General features: G+C 58.7%; 16 protein-coding genes. 8 read left to right on the top strand and 8 right to left on the bottom strand.

Translation table 11 applies throughout. The annotated features are described in order from the left end of the window. Positions 1–48: 48 nt before the first annotated feature. Positions 49–699: an arylesterase gene (locus F617_RS0116385; RefSeq protein WP_019566033.1), complete on the bottom strand. Its 651-nt coding sequence runs from the start codon at positions 697–699 to the stop codon at positions 49–51. 90 nt (positions 700–789) lie between these two features. Here F617_RS0116385 and F617_RS0116380 point away from each other — a divergent pair, with 90 nt between their 5' ends. From F617_RS0116380 to F617_RS0116370, 3 genes are all read left to right on the top strand, one after another. Next, positions 790–1,500: an ABC transporter ATP-binding protein gene (locus F617_RS0116380; protein WP_003516652.1), complete on the top strand. Its 711-nt coding sequence runs from the start codon at positions 790–792 to the stop codon at positions 1,498–1,500. Further along, positions 1,497–4,058 (top strand): ABC transporter permease, encoded by a 2,562-nt coding sequence (locus tag F617_RS0116375; RefSeq protein WP_019566032.1) that lies wholly within the window; start codon positions 1,497–1,499, stop codon positions 4,056–4,058. The genes F617_RS0116380 and F617_RS0116375 overlap by 4 nt, the downstream gene beginning before the upstream one ends. A gap of 218 nt (positions 4,059–4,276) precedes the next feature. Continuing rightward, on the top strand, positions 4,277–5,014 hold the full coding sequence (locus F617_RS0116370; protein ID WP_013636912.1) for a Bax inhibitor-1/YccA family protein: 738 nt from the start codon (positions 4,277–4,279) through the stop codon (positions 5,012–5,014). 137 nt (positions 5,015–5,151) lie between these two features. On the opposite strand, the gene F617_RS0116365 is transcribed toward F617_RS0116370, so the two are convergent. From F617_RS0116365 to acnA, 3 genes are all read right to left on the bottom strand, one after another. Continuing rightward, complete coding sequence (locus tag F617_RS0116365; protein WP_003516645.1) at positions 5,152–5,544, bottom strand: DUF2794 domain-containing protein; 393 nt, start codon at positions 5,542–5,544, stop codon at positions 5,152–5,154. A gap of 397 nt (positions 5,545–5,941) precedes the next feature. Then, entirely contained in the window at positions 5,942–6,682 is a 741-nt protein-coding gene (locus F617_RS0116360; protein WP_003516643.1) for a thioredoxin family protein, read from the bottom strand. 195 nt (positions 6,683–6,877) lie between these two features. Then, positions 6,878–9,571: an aconitate hydratase AcnA gene (gene acnA / locus F617_RS0116355; RefSeq protein ID WP_003516634.1), complete on the bottom strand. Its 2,694-nt coding sequence runs from the start codon at positions 9,569–9,571 to the stop codon at positions 6,878–6,880. Between the two features lie 272 nt (positions 9,572–9,843). On the opposite strand from acnA, the gene ccmA reads away from it, so the two are divergent. From ccmA to F617_RS0116325, 5 genes are all read left to right on the top strand, one after another. After that, a complete protein-coding gene (gene ccmA, locus F617_RS0116345) occupies positions 9,844–10,485 on the top strand; it encodes a heme ABC exporter ATP-binding protein CcmA (protein WP_019566030.1) in 642 nt (213 codons plus the stop codon). 202 nt (positions 10,486–10,687) lie between these two features. Next, a complete protein-coding gene (ccmB, locus tag F617_RS0116340) occupies positions 10,688–11,347 on the top strand; it encodes a heme exporter protein CcmB (protein WP_003516632.1) in 660 nt (219 codons plus the stop codon). Positions 11,348–11,421: 74 nt separating this feature from the next. Then, a complete protein-coding gene (locus F617_RS0116335; protein ID WP_019566029.1) occupies positions 11,422–12,183 on the top strand; it encodes a heme ABC transporter permease in 762 nt (253 codons plus the stop codon). Between the two features lie 4 nt (positions 12,184–12,187). After that, a complete protein-coding gene (gene ccmD / locus F617_RS0116330) occupies positions 12,188–12,361 on the top strand; it encodes a heme exporter protein CcmD (RefSeq protein WP_003516630.1) in 174 nt (57 codons plus the stop codon). Continuing rightward, positions 12,358–12,963 (top strand): DsbE family thiol:disulfide interchange protein, encoded by a 606-nt coding sequence (locus F617_RS0116325; RefSeq protein WP_013636917.1) that lies wholly within the window; start codon positions 12,358–12,360, stop codon positions 12,961–12,963. The genes ccmD and F617_RS0116325 overlap by 4 nt, the downstream gene beginning before the upstream one ends. Before the next feature lie 18 nt (positions 12,964–12,981). Here the strand turns inward: F617_RS0116325 and F617_RS0116320 are convergent, their stop codons facing one another. The 4 genes from F617_RS0116320 to ftsY all read right to left on the bottom strand — a co-directional run bounded on the left by F617_RS0116320 (position 12,982) and on the right by ftsY (position 16,967). Next, entirely contained in the window at positions 12,982–14,169 is a 1,188-nt protein-coding gene (locus tag F617_RS0116320) for a GGDEF domain-containing protein (RefSeq protein ID WP_019566028.1), read from the bottom strand. Between the two features lie 121 nt (positions 14,170–14,290). Next, positions 14,291–14,887, bottom strand: a complete 597-nt coding sequence (locus F617_RS0116315) for a DUF2585 domain-containing protein (RefSeq protein ID WP_019566027.1) — start codon at positions 14,885–14,887, stop codon at positions 14,291–14,293. Further along, positions 14,884–15,534: a septation protein A gene (locus F617_RS0116310; RefSeq protein WP_003516625.1), complete on the bottom strand. Its 651-nt coding sequence runs from the start codon at positions 15,532–15,534 to the stop codon at positions 14,884–14,886. Before F617_RS0116310 ends, F617_RS0116315 begins: the two co-directional genes overlap by 4 nt. Positions 15,535–15,536: 2 nt before the next feature. After that, positions 15,537–16,967, bottom strand: coding sequence for a signal recognition particle-docking protein FtsY (gene ftsY / locus F617_RS0116305; RefSeq protein WP_013636920.1), 1,431 nt, complete (start codon positions 16,965–16,967; stop codon positions 15,537–15,539). Positions 16,968–16,984 lie beyond the last annotated feature (17 nt).

The raw sequence follows: 16,984 nt of genomic DNA, 5'->3' as shown, positions 1-16,984 counted from the left end.
TGGCAGAACAAGCATAGCGAATCATGCAATGCAGGCGGGCGCAAGTGCTTATTTTTTTTGCGCACCGATTGTCTTGATGAAGCTTTCAACAGCCGGCAAAGATTTCTCCACCATCATCGCCACACCCTGCGCATTGGGATGCATCTTGTCCTCCAGCTTCAACTTATCATCCGTCACCACGCCATCCAGAAAAAACGGATAAAGCGGCAGGTTGTATTTTTCTGCTAGCTTCGGATAGATCGGGTTGAAGCGCTTGGCGTAATCGTCACCCATGTTCGGCGGTGCCATAATGCCGACTAGCAGCACCGCTATGTTGCGTTTCTGAAAGCTGGAAATGATGGCGTCGAGGTTCTTTTCCGTCTGTTCCGGCGCAATACCGCGCAACGCATCATTGGCGCCGAGTTCCAGAATGACCCCGTCCGTGCCATCGGGAACCGACCACTCCGCCCGAGCCAGACCGCCTGAGGACGTATCGCCGGACACACCGGCATTGGTGACGGTAACATTGATGCCCTTGGCCTTTAATGCAGCTTCAAGCTGTGCCGTATAGCCATCGGTGGGGGGTAACTGGTAACCCGCCATGAGACTGTCGCCCAGGCCAACCAATTGCAATGTCCGCTCCTGCGCCATGGCCGCCGAGGCGGAAAAGGCGGCGGCGAAAATGACGATGAAGTGAAACAGGGCAGCTTTAAATCTCATCACGGCTTTCCTAACTTGGTTTGCATTGTCTGAAATACCGTCCGCATCGACACCGCCAGACTGTTTTCATCATATATAGGAACGAGAATTGTGACGAAAAGCATCATAGAGCTTAAGAAGGCCGACCTCACGCTCGGCAACGCCGCCGCCTCCGTTCACGTTCTCAAGAGCATCGATCTTGCCATTGGCGAAAGCGAGGCGGTGGGGATCGTCGGCCCTTCCGGTTCGGGAAAATCGACCCTTCTCATGGTGCTTGCCGGTCTCGAAAGGCTGGATAGCGGCGAGATCGTCATAGCGGGCACGGAATTGCATAAGCTCGGCGAGGATGCTCTCGCGGATTTCCGCGGCAAGAATATCGGCATCGTTTTCCAGTCTTTCCACCTCATCGCCAATATGACGGCGCTGGAAAACGTAGCCGTTCCGCTGGAACTGGCCAACGTGCCGAACCCCTTCGAGATCGCCAAACGGGAACTCGTTGCTGTCGGTCTCGGCGAACGCCTCAACCATTATCCCGGCCAGCTCTCGGGTGGCGAACAGCAGCGTGTTGCGATCGCCCGCGCGCTTGCACCCTCCCCCGCCGTGTTGATCGCAGACGAACCGACCGGCAATCTGGATGCGGATACGGGCCAGCAGATCGCCGATCTTCTTTTCTCAAAACAGGCCGAACGCGGCATGACGATGATCCTTGTCACCCATGATCCGTCACTGGCCGCCCGTTGCTCAAGGCAGATCAAGGTGCGCTCCGGCGAGATAGAGGGTGACAGCGCCACTGCACATATGGCCCGGGCGGTATCGGCATGATCGGCTCCATTCTCCCGTCTGTTGCCAACATCAAAAACGCATTCAGGCTCGCGCGGCGCGAAATTCGCGGCGGCCTTCGTGGCTTCTATATTTTCCTCGCCTGCATCGCGCTCGGAACCGGCGCCATTGCCGCCGTTAACTCCGTGTCACGCGCCGTCACCAGCGCGATTGCGACGGAAGGCCAATCGATACTGGCTGGCGATGTGCGCTTCGAGCTGCGCAACAGGGAGGCAACCGCAGAGGAACGGGCCTACCTCGATGGCCTCGGCAAAATCGCCGTTTCCACCGGGCTGCGCTCCATGGCGCGCCTTGCCGATGGTTCCGAACAGACGCTGACGGAAGTCAAGGCCGTAGACGGCGCCTATCCGCTCTACGGCGCGTTCGTGGCAGATCCAAACCGGCCTCTGAGCGAGCTTCTGGCTGCGAACGGCGATACCTATGGCGCCGTGGCCGCGCCGCTTCTCCTGGAGCGGCTGGGCATTAAGGTCGGCGACGACATCCTTCTCGGTAATGTGAAGCTGAAACTGACCGGCACGGTTGTCGACGAGCCGGATGCCCTGTCCGACGGCTTCGGTTTTGCCCCAAGGCTGATGGTCAGCCGCGATGCGCTTTTCGCCTCAGGCCTCGTTCAGAACGGAAGTCTGGTCGAACACGCCTACAAGATCATGCTGAACGATCCTGCAGCGCGGGCCACGATGACCGATGCGGCCAACAAGACGTTTCCCGATGCCGGCTGGTCCATCCGCACGAGTGACCGGGCAGCGCCATCGCTTACCGAAAACGTCAACCGCTTCTCGCAATTCCTGACGCTGGTGGGCCTGACCGCCCTCATCGTTGGCGGCGTCGGCGTTGCGAACGCCGTTCGCGCGTTCCTCGATTCCAAGCGCACCACGATCGCCTCGCTGAAATGCCTCGGCGCGCCGGCTTCCGTGGTCACCATGACCTATCTCTTCCAGATCGTGTTCATTGCCGCCGTTGGCATCATCATCGGCCTCGCTGTGGGCGCCATCGCCCCGCTGATTGCCATGCGGTTTCTGGAGGGTGTGCTTCCGGTGCCGAAAGAGCTTGCCTTTTATCCGGCAGCACTTGGTCTTGCCGCCCTGTTCGGCATCTTGACGACACTTGCCTTCGCCATCGTGCCACTCGGCCAGGCGCGCGAAGTTCCCGCGACCGCCCTTTTTCGAGAGCAGGGGTTCGAGGAGGGCAGCTGGCCGTCCTGGCCTTATCTCGCAGTGACGGGCTTGTTGTTGGCTGCGCTGGCCATACTTGCCATCTTTTCGGCAGAAGAACGTTTCATCGCCTCGGTTTTCCTTGCCGCCATCGCCTTCGCGTTTGTGGTGCTGCGACTGGTGGCGTCGGGCGTCAAGGCCATCGCCAAACGCAGCCCGCGCGTTCATTCCGCCGCCCTTCGCCTGGCGATCGGCAATATTCACCGGCCGGGTGCGCTCACCCCCTCCGTCGTTCTCTCCCTCGGCCTCGGGCTGACGTTGCTGGTGACCCTGACGCTTATCGACGGCAATCTGCGCCGCGAACTGACCGACAGCCTGCCGGAACGAGCGCCGAATTTCTTCTTCGTGGATATTCAGGGCACCGAGTTGCAGGGTTTCCGCGATCTTCTCAGGCAAGAAGCGCCTCAGGGCACGCTGACCGAGGTGCCGATGCTGCGCGGCCGCATTCTGGCGCTCAATGGCGAGGACGTGACGAAGATAGACGTGCCGCCATCCGGTCGCTGGCTGCTGCGCGGTGATCGGGGCATAACCTATTCGCAGGATGCTCCCGAAAACGCCAAGCTGACCGAAGGAACATGGTGGGGACCGGATTATAGCGGCGAGCCGCTGGTCTCTTTTGCGGCGAAAGAGGCGCAGGAACTGGGCCTCAAGATCGGCGACACCGTTACCGTCAACGTGCTCGGCCGCAGCATCACGGCAAAGATCGCCAATCTGCGCAATGTCGAATGGGAATCGCTGTCGATCAATTTCGTCATGGTGTTTTCACCCAATACCTTCCGTGGCGCACCACATACCTGGCTTGCCACACTCGCTGACCCCTCCGCATCCGCAAGCGAGGAGGGCCAGATATTGCGCGCCGTCACCAACGCCTACCCGACGATAACAAGCGTACGCGTGAAGGACGCGCTCGATGTGGTCAACCGGCTGGTCGGCCAGCTTGCCACCGCAATTCGCGCCGCAGCGGCCGTTGCGCTCATAGCCTCCGTCCTCGTCCTCGCCGGCGCTCTTGCCGCCGGAAACCGTGCCCGCACCCATGATGCGGTCATCCTGAAAACACTGGGCGGTACACGCAGCCTGCTGATCCGCGCCTTCTCCTATGAATATATGATGCTCGGTCTCGCCACCGCCGTTTTTGCGCTTTTCGCCGGCGGCGTCTCCGCCTGGTTCGTCATTTCCCGCATCATGAAGCTGCCCTCCAGCTTCCTGCCGGATGTGGCGATCGGCACGGTCGTCGTCGCCCTCGTCATGACGGTAGGCATCGGCCTCATGGGCACATGGCGAATTCTCGGGCAGAAGGCCGCTCCGGTTTTGCGGCAGGCGGGTGAATAATCTTCGGTTGTGCGCTGCTTAACTTTAACGATTAATTCTTTGTAATGATCGCTGAAACGTGAGCGCTTTTCGCGCATATGGTGTCTTTTCGACTGTGAAAGGCCTTGTATCGGACACGTTCTGCCATCATATTCTTGGGCAGGCTTGCTGAAGCTCCGCAGCGGCGCCCGGGAGGTATCCCGACACCGTAGCAATTACGGAGCTCAAAAGAGGAAACAATGGCTGACTTCAATAACTACCAGAACCGCATGGCCCAGACCCGTGCACAGACTGGTGCGATGATCGACGAAGGTCTTCGCGCCTACATGCTTAAGGTTTACAACCTTATGGCACTGGCTCTGGTCATCACCGGTGTTGCTGCGTTCGCTACCTTCACGCTCGCGACCACCAATCCGGCTTTCGCCCAGTTGCTCTATGCATCGCCGTTGCGCTGGGTTGTGATGCTCGCACCGCTCGGACTGGTGTTCTTTCTTAGCTTCCGTATCCAGAACATGAGCGTTTCTGCCGCCCAGATGACCTTCTGGGTCTATGCGGCGCTGATGGGCGTGTCCTTGTCTTCGATCTTCCTGGTCTATACCGGCCAGAGCGTCGTACAGACGTTCTTCGTGACCGCTGCCTCGTTTGGCGCGCTGTCGCTTTACGGTTACACCACGAAGAAAGACCTTTCGGGCATGGGTTCGTTCCTGATCATGGGTCTGTTCGGCCTGATCATCGCGTCCATCGTCAACATTTTCCTCGCCTCTTCCGCGCTGCAGTTCGCGATCTCCGCGATTGGCGTGCTGATCTTCGCTGGCCTCACCGCCTATGACACGCAGAAGATCAAGGAAATGTATTTCGATGGCGACGAAGTTGCCGTGGCTGGCCGCAAGGCGATCATGGGTGCGCTGACGCTCTATCTCGACTTCATCAACCTGTTCATGTTCCTCCTGCAGTTCATGGGCAACCGTGACAAGTAAGGGCAGGAACCCAACTGGCAAACATGCAAAAGGCGGCCATTCGGCCGCCTTTTTATTTACCGAAATTCGAGACTTGATCGCCTCTCCACCCGCGTGTCCGCATGAAGCTGCGGCAGGGTAGCTCGTCCCGTCTCATCTCACTCGATGAGCTTCAGGACCTTGTCGAAAACCTTGAGAACCTGCGGCAGTTCGTGGCCACGTTTGAGAATGCGGCCATCCGTATTCACAACGCAATAGGCCCCCTGTTTAGCCGCCAGCTTGGGGTTCTTCTCGATCCTGTAGAGCGGCATTTCACCCGAGCGTTTAAAGACTGAAAATACCGCCTTTTCCCTCAAGTGGTCGATGGCATAGTCGCGCCACTCGCCCTCTCCCACCATGCGGCCATAGATGCGCAGGATCGCATCTAGCTCACGCCGGTGGAATGTAATTGGCAGAGGGTCTTTGTCTTTTTTGTACTCGCGGAGATCGACAACGGTGGAACTGTCGCGTGAAGCGGTCTGAACCTGCTGCACATCCGGTTGATCGGTCATCCAATACCTCCGATTCCACCCAAGTCGTCCGATTAATGTGAGCCGGAGAAGACAAAATTGCAAGTCTCGAACAGCCATTGAACATGAGATCGCAACTTTGGAGGCGGGTTTTACGGTCTTAGGACGGCAGCGAAACCCGGCGTCTGCGACGCAGAAAGACGCCCTCCGATGCCCATAAGGACGTTGCCTTAGAAAAAAGCAGGGGTAAAAAAGGTAACCATTTAGGCAGCCATTTTAGCACGGCCTGCCGTATTTCGGTCAAACCATGGCCCGAATTGAATGGAATAGTCCTATTGTCAATTGATGCCTAGGCACCAAGATGACCCGATCCGGTGCATTGACCCTTTACCCCCAGCCCCCAATGCCCGGATCGGATCTTCCATCGCCAGACAGGCGATCAGGGTGTTTCATTCCCCAGTAAAATACTTGCGCCGACGATTGCCGCCGGATCGCCGCTGGCATTTGCCGTTTGCAACAGCACGGCGCAGCCGCCCTTTTTCACCTTTGCCACCACGCTCGCCGGGAGCTTCACCGTCATCGGTGAACCATCCCACATTCCAACCGTTTGCACGTCATAGACGCTGTGCCAGTAGGACATTTTCTTCCCCTGGTTTTCGCCTTTCTGCACATCCACCGTCTGTTCGCGCGTGAAATAGGCGACCACGACATCGGCCTTGCCGCTACCGGCGCCAATATCGATCTCCACCTCGTCACCGGCAAATTTGGACGCGACCGGCACGTTCAGCCCCTGGCCCTCCCGCTTGAAAGCATCCAGCCTGTCGTAAATCCCGCGGACATCCGCACCCTTGACGTGGTCGCGACCGTTCAGGATGGCCTGCGGCGTATAGACACCGTTGCGGCCGAGGGCGCGCATGTAGCCATATTGCCGCTCTGTATTTTCCTTCGATGCCAGGGAATCTGTCCAGCCAAGATAATTCCAGTAGTCGACATGGTAGGAGAGGCCGACCACATCACCCTTCTGGATCATCTTGCGCAACGCTTCGTCCGCCGGCGGGCAGGACGCGCATCCCTGCGATGTAAACAACTCGACAACGCCCTTCACAGCTTCCTGCGCATGCGCGGATGTGACGAGGAACGTGCCGAGAAGACATATCGACAGGGGCAATTTCAGCGGCATTACAAGAACCTTTGTCCGGAGCAGATATCCAGACGAATTGATGCGATCAACCCAACCGGATTCAAACCGGAAAATAACGTCTATTCCACTTCAATAGAAAGTCACGAAGGGGTGAGTGGCAATCACAAAAAAAGAGATGATGAAACGCAAAGACGCCGGGAAAAATCCCGGCGTCCTTTGCTGGTCTGAGCTTTGTCAGGCAACCAGATCGCGAAGAACCGTCTGCAGAATGCCGCCATTGTTCATGTAGATCACTTCATCCAGCGTATCGATGCGGCAAAGAAGCGGAACTTCCTTCACCGAACCGTCGCTGTAGGTGATCTTGGCGATCTTCTTTTCACGCGGCTTGATTTCACCTTCGAGACCATCGATCTCGACGACTTCATCACCCTTGAGATCAAGGCTCGCCCAGGTCGTGCCTTCCTCGAAGACGAAGGGAACGACGCCCATGCCGACGAGATTGGAGCGGTGGATACGCTCGAAGGACTGTGCGATGACCGCCTTGACGCCGAGCAGGTTGGTGCCTTTCGCCGCCCAGTCGCGGGAAGAACCGTTGCCATATTCGACACCGGCGAAGATGACGAGCGGAACGCCCTCCGCCTTGTACTTCATGGCAGCGTCGTAGATCGACATCTCTTCCTTCGACGGATAGTGGATGGTGTAGCCACCTTCCTTGCCGTTCGGGCCGAGCATGTGGTTGCGGATGCGGATATTGGCGAAGGTGCCGCGCATCATGACTTCATGGTTGCCGCGACGCGTACCGTACTGGTTGAAGTCGGCAACGCCCACGCCGTGCTCCGTCAGATAGGCGCCGGCGGGCGAAGCAGCCTTGATCGAACCGGCCGGGGAAATGTGGTCGGTTGTGATCTTGTCGCCGAAGAGACCGAGAACGCGGGCGCCCTTGATGTTCGTAAGGCCCGTACCGGTCTTGCCCATGCCCACGAAGTAAGGTGGGTTCTGAACATAGGTCGACTTGTCGTCCCAGGCATAGGTCTGGCCCGGGGGAACCTGAACGGCCTGCCAGTTCGCGTCACCCTTGAAGACATCAGCGTACTTCGATTCGTAAAGTTCGCGGGTGACGTATTTCAGAATGAATTCCTGGATTTCCTGCGAGGTCGGCCAGATATCCTTGAGATAGACCGGATTGCCGTTCTGGTCGTCGCCGATCGGCTCCTTCGTCAGGTCTTTCTGGACGGTGCCGGCAAGTGCGTAGGCCACGACGAGCGGCGGCGAGGCGAGATAGTTCGCCTGAACATCGGGCGAGATACGGCCTTCGAAGTTGCGGTTGCCGGAGAGGACGCCGGCCGTGATCAGGCCCTTGTCATTGATCGTCTTGGAGATCGGTGCGGGCAGCGGGCCGGAGTTGCCGATGCAGGTGGTGCAGCCGAAACCGACGAGGTTGAAGCCAATCGCATCGAGATCCTTCTGCAGACCTGACTTGTCGAGATATTCGGCAACGACCTGCGACCCCGGCGCCAGCGAGGTCTTCACCCACGGCTGGGACTTCAGACCCTTGGCAACCGCATTGCGGGCGAGAAGGCCGGCAGCGATGAGAACGGAAGGGTTAGACGTGTTGGTGCAGGAGGTTATGGCGGCAATCGCCACATCGCCATGGCCGAGATCGAACTCCTCACCCTCAACCGCATAGCGGCTGTGGAGTTGGCCGGGCTTCTTGTAGTCGTTCTCGAGAGCCGTCGCGAAATTCGGCGCAATGGTTTCGAGCGGCAGGCGGCCTTCCGGACGCTTCGGACCGGCCATGGATGGCACGACGTCGCCGAGGTCGAGTTCAAGGGTGTCGGTGAAGACGAGGTCGGAACCGTCGCCGGTCCGCCACATGTCCTGCGCCTTCGAATAGGCTTCGACAAGCGCGATACGGTCCTTGGTGCGACCGGACATGGTCAGATAGTTGATGGTCTCGCCGTCAACCGGGAAGAAGCCGCAGGTAGCGCCATATTCCGGACCCATATTGCCGATGGTGGCACGGTCGGCCAGCGTCATCGAATCGAGGCCGGGGCCGAAGAATTCGACGAATTTGGAAACCACGCCCTTCTTGCGCAGCATCTGCACGACGGTCAGCACGAGGTCGGTCGCAGTCACGCCTTCCTTCACCTTGCCGGTCAGCTTGAAGCCGATGACCTCAGGCAGGAGCATGGAGACAGGCTGGCCGAGCATCGCTGCTTCAGCCTCGATACCGCCAACGCCCCAGCCGAGAACGCCAAGACCATTGATCATGGTGGTGTGGCTGTCGGTGCCGACGCAGGTATCCGGGTAAGCGATCGTTTCGCCGTCCTCTTCCTTGGTCCAGACGGTCTGGCCGAGATATTCGAGGTTGACCTGGTGACAGATGCCAGTACCGGGCGGAACCACGCGGAAGTTCTTGAATGCCTGCTGGCCCCACTTCAGGAAGCGGTAACGCTCGCCATTGCGCTCATATTCAAGCTCGACGTTTCGGGCAAACGCAGTCGGCGTGCCGAATTCGTCAACGATAACAGAGTGGTCGATCACGAGGTCGACGGGAACGAGCGGATTGATCTTTTCCGGGTCGCCACCGAGCGACACCATGGCATCGCGCATGGCGGCGAGATCGACCACAGCCGGAACGCCGGTGAAGTCCTGCATGAGAACGCGGGCGGGACGATAAGCGATTTCGTTTTCGGTCAGGCCCTTATTGTTCAGCCACTCTGCAACGGCCAGAATATGCTCCTTGGTGACGGACTGGCCGTCCTCGAAACGAAGCAGGTTTTCCAGAAGAACTTTCATGGAATAGGGGAGCTTGGAAACGCCCTTCAGGCCGTTTGCCTCAGCCTTGGGAAGGCTGAAATAGACGTAGTCCTTACCATCAACGGTAAGGACGGAACGACAATGAAAACTGTCGAGTGATTTGGGCATGGATAAAAAACCCCGCTTACTCTGATAGCCAACACGTGCGTGCGGACACCTATGCACTCATGCACATCAGGATGCGGGTACGACCATTTCCGCTGTCCGCACGTGAAAATTGCTCCTCGCAATCGTCAAGTCCGGCGCAAGATGATGTTCACGCCGGCCGCTGGCGTGGTTGACACCCATATAGATAATTTCTCAGAAACGTGCCAGACCATTCAGGAAATCAAATCGATTTTTTTATGCGAGACGATGAAAATCTTATACGGAAACGCAGCATGGATTTGACGGCGGAAAATCTTGGCGTGCGACGCGGCGAAGATTTCATATTCATGAACATTTCCTTCAAGTTAAGTGACGGCGAAGCGCTGGTGCTGACCGGCCGCAACGGCTCGGGAAAATCCACGCTTCTGCGCACTGTGGCCGGCCTGCTGCGCCCCGAGCAGGGCTGGGTAAAGATAGCCGGCAAAGGAATAGAAGCGGACATGCGTCCATCGGAGGCCTGCCATTATCTCGGCCATCGCAACGCAATGAAAACGGAACTGACGGTTTCGGAGAATCTGCGGTTCTGGAAAGACTTTCTCGGTGACTTCACCGGCGGCGCCGGTGTCGATATCGATGAGGCGGCAGACATCGTCGGCCTTGCGGGCATCACCCACCTGCCCTTCGGTTACCTGTCCGCGGGTCAGCAGCGACGTTTTGCCATGGCAAAGCTTTTGGTCGCGTGGCGGCCGGTGTGGATTCTCGACGAGCCGACAGCGGCGCTCGACAAAGCAGCGGACGGCATGTTTACGGATCTGGTCAAGAGCCACCTGAGGAGAGGCGGCATCGTCATGGCTGCGACCCATCAGCCTCTTGGGCTCGACAATGCGCGGAAATTGCAGATGACGGGCTTTGCAGGTGTGGAGGCTTGGGCATGAGGGCTATGCGCGGGGGGTATACCCCCCTCTGCCCTGCCGGGCATCTCCCCCACAAGGGGGAAGATCAGCAGGAGGCACCTTCGCCGCTCCATCCGAAAACTGCGCGACGGGCGAAATCTTGCCGCAGATCGATCTCCCTCCCTGTGGGGGAGATGCCCGGCAGGGCAGAGGGGGGTGAAGACCCACGCACGGAGCACTCCCAATGACCGCCCTCTTCCTCCGCGACCTGAAACTCTCCATCCGCGCCGGCGGTGGCGCGCTGATCGGCGTCTTGTTCTTCATGACCGTTGTCGCCGTCATCCCCTTCGGTGTCGGGCCTGATCTCAATCTGCTTGCACGCATCGGCCCGGCCATCGTCTGGATCGGCGCGCTGCTCTCCACCCTCCTCGGCCTCGACAGGCTGTTTCAGGCAGAGCGGGATGACGGCTCGCTAGACCTCATACTCATGCAGGAAAACCCGCTTGTGCTGACCGTGCTCGTCAAATGCCTGGCACATTGGGTGGGAACGGGTCTGCCACTGGTCATCGCCTCGCCGCTCATCGGCCTGTTCATGAATATGGACGAAGTGGCGATCGGCGCGGTGATGCTCACACTCCTTGTCGGATCGCCCGCCATTACCTTCATCGGCGCGGTGGGTGCCGCTGTCGCCGTTGCCTTGCCGCGCGGCGGCCTTCTGGTCTCCATCCTGGTGCTGCCATTGGCCATTCCGGTTCTGATCTTCGGCGTCAGCGCGTCCTATGCGGCGGTGCAGGATCCGGCACCCTTTCTGCCGCCCTTCCTCATTCTCTGCGCGATCACGTTATTTTCAGCCGTGACCGGTCCTTTCTTTGCCGCTTTGGCATTGCGCAATGTTATGGATTGATGAAACCGCAATTGCCGATCTACGATTGACGGCGATCAATTGCGGGGCAGCCATTCTCGGGTTACACAAACGGCATGAACGAGCAGACTTTCACCATCACCAAATTCAGTGATCTCGCCAATCCCACGCGGTTTCTGGCGCTCTCGGCACGCATTCTGCCCTGGCTTGCGGTCCTGACGGCACTGGTGCTGGCCGCCGGTCTCTATCTGTCTTTCACGACAGAGGGCGACTACCAGCAGGGTTATACCGTGCGCATCATGTATGTGCATGTCCCGTCCGCCTGGCTTTCGATGATGTGTTATACCGTCATGGCGGTCTCAGCGATCGGCACGCTCGTCTGGCGTCATCCGGTTGCGGATGTCAGCCACAAGGCGGCCGCACCCATAGGCGCTGCCTTCACGCTGATTGCGCTTGTTACCGGCTCGCTCTGGGGTAAACCCATGTGGGGAACCTGGTGGGTATGGGACGCGCGGCTGACGTCCGTCTTCGTGCTTTTTCTGATGTATCTTGGCCTGATAGCGCTCAACCGCGCCATGGACGACCCTTCCAGAGCCGCCCGTGTCAGCGCCGTGCTCATCCTCGTTGGTTTTGTGAATATTCCCATCATCAAGTTTTCAGTTGAATGGTGGAACACGCTTCACCAGCCGGCAAGCGTCATCCGCATGGGCGGCTCGGCAATCGATTCGGAGTTTCTCTGGCCGCTTCTGACCATGGCGATCGGCTTCACGCTACTGTTCTTCACGTTGCACATCGCCGCAATGCGTAACGAAATCTGGCGCCGGCGCGTGGCAGCCCAACGGCGGCTTGCCGCCCGCATGGCAAACCGGGAGGCATGACAACATGACACACGCCTTTTATATCGGCATGTCCTATGCGGCGACCGGCCTTGTCGTCCTCTGTCTCATCGCCTGGGTCATTCTGGATGGTCAGGCGCGCAAACGGGAACTGAAAGAACTGGAAGCATCCGGCGTGCGCCGCAGGGCAAAAGCCGCTTCTGCGGGTGAAACCCGATGACGCAGGCCAGCCAGGACCAGAACACCAAAGCCAAAAGCACGGGGCGCACACGATATGCCCTGGCGCTTCTGCCGCTTCTGCTTTTCGGCGGTTTTGCCATTATCGCCGGCAAGATGCTCTACGATCAGGACGTCAACGGGCTGGATATCAGCGCCATTCCATCGGCGCTCATCGGAACCAAGGCGCCCGCACTGTCGCTGCCGCCGCTGGAAGGCTCAAACCTGCCGGCCCTCAACGATGCCGCCGTCAAGGGTAAGCTGACGCTGGTCAACGTCTTCGCCTCCTGGTGCATTCCGTGCCGTCAGGAGCATCCCATCCTTCAGGAATTGGCGAAAGACAAACGCATCACCGTCGTCGGCATCAACTATAAGGACAAACCGGACAACGCGCTTCGTTTTCTCGGCGAACTCGGCAATCCCTTTGCCGCGATAGGCGTCGACCCGAACGGCAAGGCCGCGATCGACTGGGGTGTCTATGGTATCCCTGAAAGCTATCTGGTCGGCGCCGACGGCACGATCCTCTACAAAAAGGTCGGCCCCTTCGATGCCCGCAGCGTCGAGCGGGATTTATTGCCGGCGATCACCGCTGCGGCCGGAAAATAGCCCGCGCGCCGAACGATACTATGCCTTGGAAATCACCCTTAGCGACGGCCCTTCGGCTGTCGCCTGCAAACCCATTCCTTCAAGCACGACCTGATTGCGGCCACCACGCTTTGCCGCATACAGGCTGTCGTCAGCGCGTTTGATCGCATCGTGAATTGAATGATCTCCCCTCGCAACAGCTGAAACGCCGAAGCTTGCCGTGACCTTGGTGGACACGCCACGGCTACGCCAATCCAGCGACAGAAGGTTCAAACGCATGGCATTGGCAAGGTGACCGGCCGCGGCGGCGGTGTGGCCGGGCAGGAAAACCACGAATTCCTCGCCACCGAAACGCGCCACCAGAGCGTCGCTACGCGCGCTTTTCCTGAGAAGGTCCGAAAGGCCGATGAGAACGATATCACCGGCGGCGTGGCCATAGTCATCGTTGATACGCTTAAAATGGTCTATGTCGCACGCAATTACTGCGCCTATTGGTGTCCCACTGCGAAAATCGGGAACGCGCCGGTCGAACCCACGGCGGTTCAGCACATCCGTCAGCGGATCGTGCTCAGCCGCTTGCAGGTGCCGGTCGACAGTCACGGAAATCTGGCTCGCAAGTACGGATAGCGCAAGCAGAAAGCCGAATATGCTCGCGGCAAGCTGCATGTAGAAAGCATAATCGGATTCGAAGAATTCGCTTAGTTCGATCATCGAACCGTTCGGCGTCATCACCAGCAACATGCCGATGCGCACCAGCGTTTCGAGCACCACGAGTGACGCAATCGCCACCATCAGCCTGTCTGCAAGCGCCAGGGGCCGCTTCCGCACGATCCAGACCGGGATAGCGAGCAGCAGGGCGCAGACAAGATCACCGATGACCAGCTCACGTTTCAGATCCGGTGTGATGAAGACATGGAACGAGACCAGCAAAACCGCCGCAGCCACGATCGACAGTCGCGCCGTCGTATAAAGCGGCCGTCCGAAATGGATGAGCAGCGCATGGCCGTAGAGAAAAAACGCAGAAAAGAACAACAGGTTCGAGACGATCGCCTGCACTTCGAAGGGCAAGCCGCGAAGCACCAGAGGTGCGGCAAAACCAAACGCCGCCGAAAGATATCCGAAACCCCAATATCGCGCCGAAGCGTGGCCTGTCCTCTGCAGGAACAGGAATACCACACCGAATGTCAGCATGATGAAGGGGAGAAGGTAGGCGAAATTATCTTGCACAGTGTTCTGCCGGACGGAAAGACGAGCCTTTGAGCCCGGACACTACCGCAATGCCCTTAAGAAAACTTGCATATAACGCAGGGTTTTCGTGCCTTTCCGACGCACGTACGGGCAGATATCTTCACATTGGCGGGAGCGCGTTCTGCCATTGCTTGATCGCTTCGACGGGCCAGACAAGCATCACTACGTTCAGCGTCAGATTATCGCGGATCAGCCAGCCGGTGAAGATTTCAAAGAAGATGGCGATCACAACCGTCAGCCACACCGGCACGCGGGCGGCGAAGAGGAAACCCAGCGCCATGAAAACGGTGTCCATCGCGGAGTTCAGGATGCTGTCGCCGGTATAACCCAGCGCCATGGTCGCCGTGCGGTAACGATCGATGATGAGCGGCGAGTTTTCGAGAATTTCCCACGCTGCCTCTATCAAAACCGCAAAAGAAAGCCGCATGGAAAGGGGTTTCTTGCGAAACAGCAGCCAGGCGAGCCCGTAAAACAGGAAGCCGTGGATAATGTGTGAGGGCGTGTACCAGTCGGCAAGATGCTGGGAATTGCCCGGCGTGTTCACACCGGGTTCGAACAGCTTCACATAACCGCATTCGCAAATGGGAATGCGGCCCATGGCATAGAGGATGACGATCTGCAGGAAAAGAAGTCCGGCGGCGACACCGAACCATTTGAACGAGCGCGGACGGGAAGCCGGCATCTCTGCAACTGTCATTTTTCGTCCTTGTTCAGCGGTTCGAGCGAATGACGCATGACGAGCGGCATTTGCGCCATGGTGAAGATGATCGTGATCGGCATCGTGCCCCAAACCTTGAACGCAACCCATGCGTCGGTTGAGAACATGCGCCAGACCACCTCGTTCAGCACGGCGAGAAAGAGGAAGAACACGCCCCAGCGCAGCGTCAGCTTGCGCCAGCCCTCATCGTTCAGCCTGAAGGCCGAATTGAAGACATAGCCAAGCAGCGACTGGCCGAAAAACAGGCCGCCCAGCAGAATGACGCCGAACAGCGCATTGACGATGGTTGGCTTCATCTTGATGAAGGTATCGTTCTGCAGCCACAGCGTCAGCGCACCGAACACGAGAACCACGATGCCTGATATCAGCGGCATGATCGGCAGCTTGCGCGTCAGCATCCATGAGACGGAAAGCGCAATTGCGGTTGCGATCATGAACAGGCCGGTGGCGATGAAGATCGGCCCGCCGAACTCCGTCAGTACCGGAAAAGTGGAGGCCAGCCATTCGCCGCGGGAATTGGCGAAAAAGAACACCATAAGCGGGCCAAGCTCGAGCACGAATTTCAGGAGCGGGCTGATTTCCGCCACCATCTTTTCGCTTTCCTTGGAATTGCTTTCAATATCCATACTCAAACTCCCGCAATGGCCTTGGCGAAATCTTCCGCCTCGAAGGGCTCCAGATCGTCCACGCCTTCACCCACACCAATGAAATACACCGGCAGCTTGTGTTTGGCGGCAATGGCCACGAGGATACCGCCCCGCGCCGTGCCATCCAATTTTGTCATAATCAGGCCCGAAACACCCGCAACATTGCGGAATATCTCCACCTGGTTCAAGGCGTTCTGCCCGGTCGTCGCGTCCAGTGTCTGAAGCACGGTATGCGGCGCATCGGGATCGAGCTTGCCGAGCACGCGCACGATCTTTTCCAGCTCCGCCATCAGCTCCGTCTTGTTCTGCAAACGGCCGGCAGTATCAATGATGAGCACATCGCTTTTTTGCGCACGCGCCTGCTCATAGGCGTCGTAAGCGAGACCCGAGGCATCCGCACCGAGCTTGGTGCCGATGAATTGCGAGCCGGTGCGATCCGCCCAGATCTTGAGCTGCTCGATTGCCGCCGCACGGAACGTATCGCCGGCCGCGAGCATGACCTTGAGGCCAGAGCCCGAGAGCTTGGAGGCGAGCTTGCCGATGGTCGTGGTTTTGCCGGTGCCGTTCACGCCGACGACGAGAATGACATGCGGCTTGTGTGAAAGATCGAGTTCCAGCGGCTTGGCGACTGGTTTCAGGACCTTGGTGATCTCACCTGCCATGATGCGCGCCACGTCCTCGCCGCTGACATCCTTGCCGTAACGTTCCGAAGACAGGGCGCCGGTGATGCGCATGGCGGTCTCGACACCCAGATCCGACTGGATGAGAAGGTCTTCCAGTTCGTCGAGCGTATCCTCATCCAGCTTGCGCTTGGTGAACAGCGCCGAAATCTGGGTGGTAAGTTGCGAGGAGGTGCGCGCAAGCCCGGCCCGCAGGCGCTGGAACCAGCTGAGCTTCGGCTGCGGCGCTTCGGCGACAGGCTCTTCGCGCTCGCTTGCCGCTGCAAAACCTTTCGGCAAGATAGGCGAAACGGCAGGGGGCTCGACGGCACCGGCAGCCTCCGCCTCATCGAGCAGCGCATCCATCGCATCTGCATCGAGCACGGCATCGGCAGCTTCGGGCAAAACCTCGGCCTGTTCTTCGGCAGCGGCTTCGGCCTGCAACAGCGACAGCGGAACAACGCCGATGTCTCCGGCCTGCTCGGCACCGGGCAGAAGCGGCGCGTCCTCTTCCTCCTGGTCATCGGAAAGGGCCGCATCAGCATCCGGAGCAGGCCCACCGGCCGTCTCAATCTCCAGTTCGGAAACCGGGTCTTTCTCGACAATGGGATGTGCTTCGGCTTCGCTCAGCGCCTCATCGAAAGAGACATTTTCTCTGGCGCGTTCAAGCGCGGAATCCTCTTGCGGCTTGCCGTCAGTCCCGGCCTTGTCCTTGCCGAAAGAAAAGACTTTTTTGATGAAGCCGAGGGCCATGGTCGTTCCCGTGTCTT

The sequence above is a fragment of the Agrobacterium sp. 10MFCol1.1 genome, assembly GCF_000381165.1.
GTDB classification, from domain to species: Bacteria; Pseudomonadota; Alphaproteobacteria; order Rhizobiales; family Rhizobiaceae; genus Agrobacterium; species Agrobacterium tumefaciens.
This window is presented reverse-complemented; position numbering and strand designations above follow the sequence as displayed.